The following is a 2,294-nucleotide window of genomic DNA, read 5'->3' on the forward strand; positions in this document are numbered from 1 at the left end:
CCACGTTAACAGTCAGGCGGGGATCAGGTCACGCAGGTTTTCCGGAGTGACGATTCGCGACTGCGGATGCAGCCCGGCGGGGTGCTCCAGGCCGATGTAGGTGACGGGCCCCGCCGGAACCGTCTTGCCGTCCCACAGGCTGACCGTCGTCGCGCTGCCGGTCATCAGCTCGGTGAGGTAGCGCACGGTGAGCTGCTCGCGCTCGACGATGCCGCGCAGGAGCGTCGCGACCGTCACCCGGTTGCCCTCGACCCTGTTCGACGACGGAGTCCCCTTCAGGTAGAGGTGCAGCCACTTGGCGCGCCACCGGCCGTCGGACCCGCGCAGGAAGACCAGCGGCAGGGCGACCCGGCCCGGACCGCGCAGTTCCGACTTCATGCGTACCGTGCGGGGCTCGAATGGGCGTCCCTTCTGCTCGCCCTCGCGCAGCATGAACCCGAAGAACGACTCGTCGACCTCCTCGAAGCCCTCTCCGGAGAAGATGTTGATCTGGGGAACGACGCAGGTGGCGCGCACAGCGCCCAGGCGCAGGTTGATGAACTCCGAGGCTCCGTCGGGCGCGTTCGTGATGTCGCCGGAGTGCTCGCCCTCGACACCGCGCAGATTGGTGTATGACAGCCAGGAGGCGGTCGAGTAGTCGGCGTTCAGGAGCGCCGCAGACAGGTCGTAGTCGGTGGAGCGCTCGCTCTGCTTCCAGTACACGAAGAAGCGCAGCAGCTCTCCGTCGACGCGGGACACCGAGCCGCGCGGCAGCACACCGAGCCCGGACGCGGTGGCCTTACCGCTGAGCGGCAGCGCCACGTCCAGGACGTCCGGGTCGATCAGCAGGTGGTCCGCGGCGGGCAGCCGGCGGCGCAGCTCCGCGTCGAGCGCGGCGATCAGCCGCTTGCGCTCGGGCGCGAACACCGGCCGACGGGTGTCGTCGGTGACCCAGGCCCGGCCGAGGCGGTTGACGAACACACGGTGCTCGCCGGCCTCCCGCTCACGGTTGTGCAGGTGCTGGCGCACCGACAGCACGACCCGGCCGGAGACGTCGGGGACGACCTGCTCGGCGGCGGCCACGACGATGTCGCGCTCGTCCTGGGTGTAGGACTCGCGCAGCAGCTGGTCCAGGGCTCGGAAGAGCCTGCCGGGCGCGGCTTTCAGCAGCTCGACCGCGGCGGTGGTGTCGCCACGGGCGAGGAGCTCCTCGACCCGGCTTTCCAGCGAGCGCGCCGTCTTCTCGCCGCGAGCGACGGCGAACACGTCGGCCGCGTGCGGCCACTGGGGGTACTCGTGCGGGTGCAGCCGCTCGCCGAGCCGCTTCCACCGCTCGCGGTGGCCGTTCACGTCAGCGAGCTTGGCCGGCGCCGCGGCGACGACCGCGTCAAGGCCCGCGAGCAGCGCCCGGCGCACTGATCGGGGCAGGGTGCGCAGCCGCGTCGGCTCCTGCAGGGTCACGTCGCCGCCCACGAGCGCGCAGGCCAGGCGCAGCACGTCGGTGACCGTGTCCAGCAGCAGGCCCGCACCGGCCATCAGCCGGGCCTGGTTGACCACGGCGCGGTTCTCCCGTACGGGGATCTCCTCGGGCTGAGGTCCGTCGGCGCAGTGGCCGGCGAGGTCCTGCAGGTCGCGCAGGCCGTCCTCGCCGAGAGGGGTGGTGCTGCCGGCCAACGCCAGGTAGAGGGCGGTGATTTCGCCGTCGAGGGCACCGCCAAGGTGCAGGACCGTCATACGGTCCCCCGCCGCCGCGATCAGCTCGTCGTGGTGGGTCAGCATCTCGGCGTAGGTGTGGCGGTAGTCCCCGTACGACGGGAGGGTGAGCAGGTTCACCACACCGGTGCTCAGCTGCTCCAGCGTGCTCGCGCGCGTGGTGTCGTCGGCGAGCGCGTCGGCGATGCACCGCATCCAGAAGTCGAAGGTGTCCGGGACGTTGGCGGGGAAGTCGACGAAGTACACGTTGTGCCGGACGTGGTCGCCGACCATCTCGCGCACGGTGCCCAACGTCCGTACGGCGGTCTCGACGACCGCGCCCCCGGAGAGCCCCGACAGGTGCGCGAGCAGCTCGGCCGAGAGCTTGAAGCCCACGGACATCAGCGCGGCATCGAACTGCTGCGCCGCGACAGCGCCTTCGCCGACGGGTCCCGTGGGACAGGGGATGCGATGGGTGTGCCGGATGACCAGGGGTTCGAGTCGGTGGACCATCCCGGGATGATCCCAGGGCGGGACGAGCGGCCGCACCCGGTTTTCCCGGTGCGGGGGGGGGCGGGACGTGGGCCGTGCTGGGCGGTCGATGGCCGTCCACCTTCTCGGCG

1 protein-coding gene is annotated in these 2,294 nt (G+C 71.3%); it reads right to left on the reverse strand.

Annotated features, from left to right (window positions below; all coding sequences use genetic code 11):
- Positions 1–12: 12 nt before the first annotated feature.
- On the reverse strand, positions 13–2,184 hold the full coding sequence (locus ACFV0Q_RS40895; protein ID WP_385013104.1) for a hypothetical protein: 2,172 nt from the start codon (positions 2,182–2,184) through the stop codon (positions 13–15).
- Between the last annotated feature and the right edge of the window lie 110 nt (positions 2,185–2,294).

The sequence above is a fragment of the Streptomyces sp. NPDC059564 genome (genome assembly GCF_042735575.1).
GTDB lineage: Bacteria > Actinomycetota > Actinomycetes > Streptomycetales > Streptomycetaceae > Streptomyces.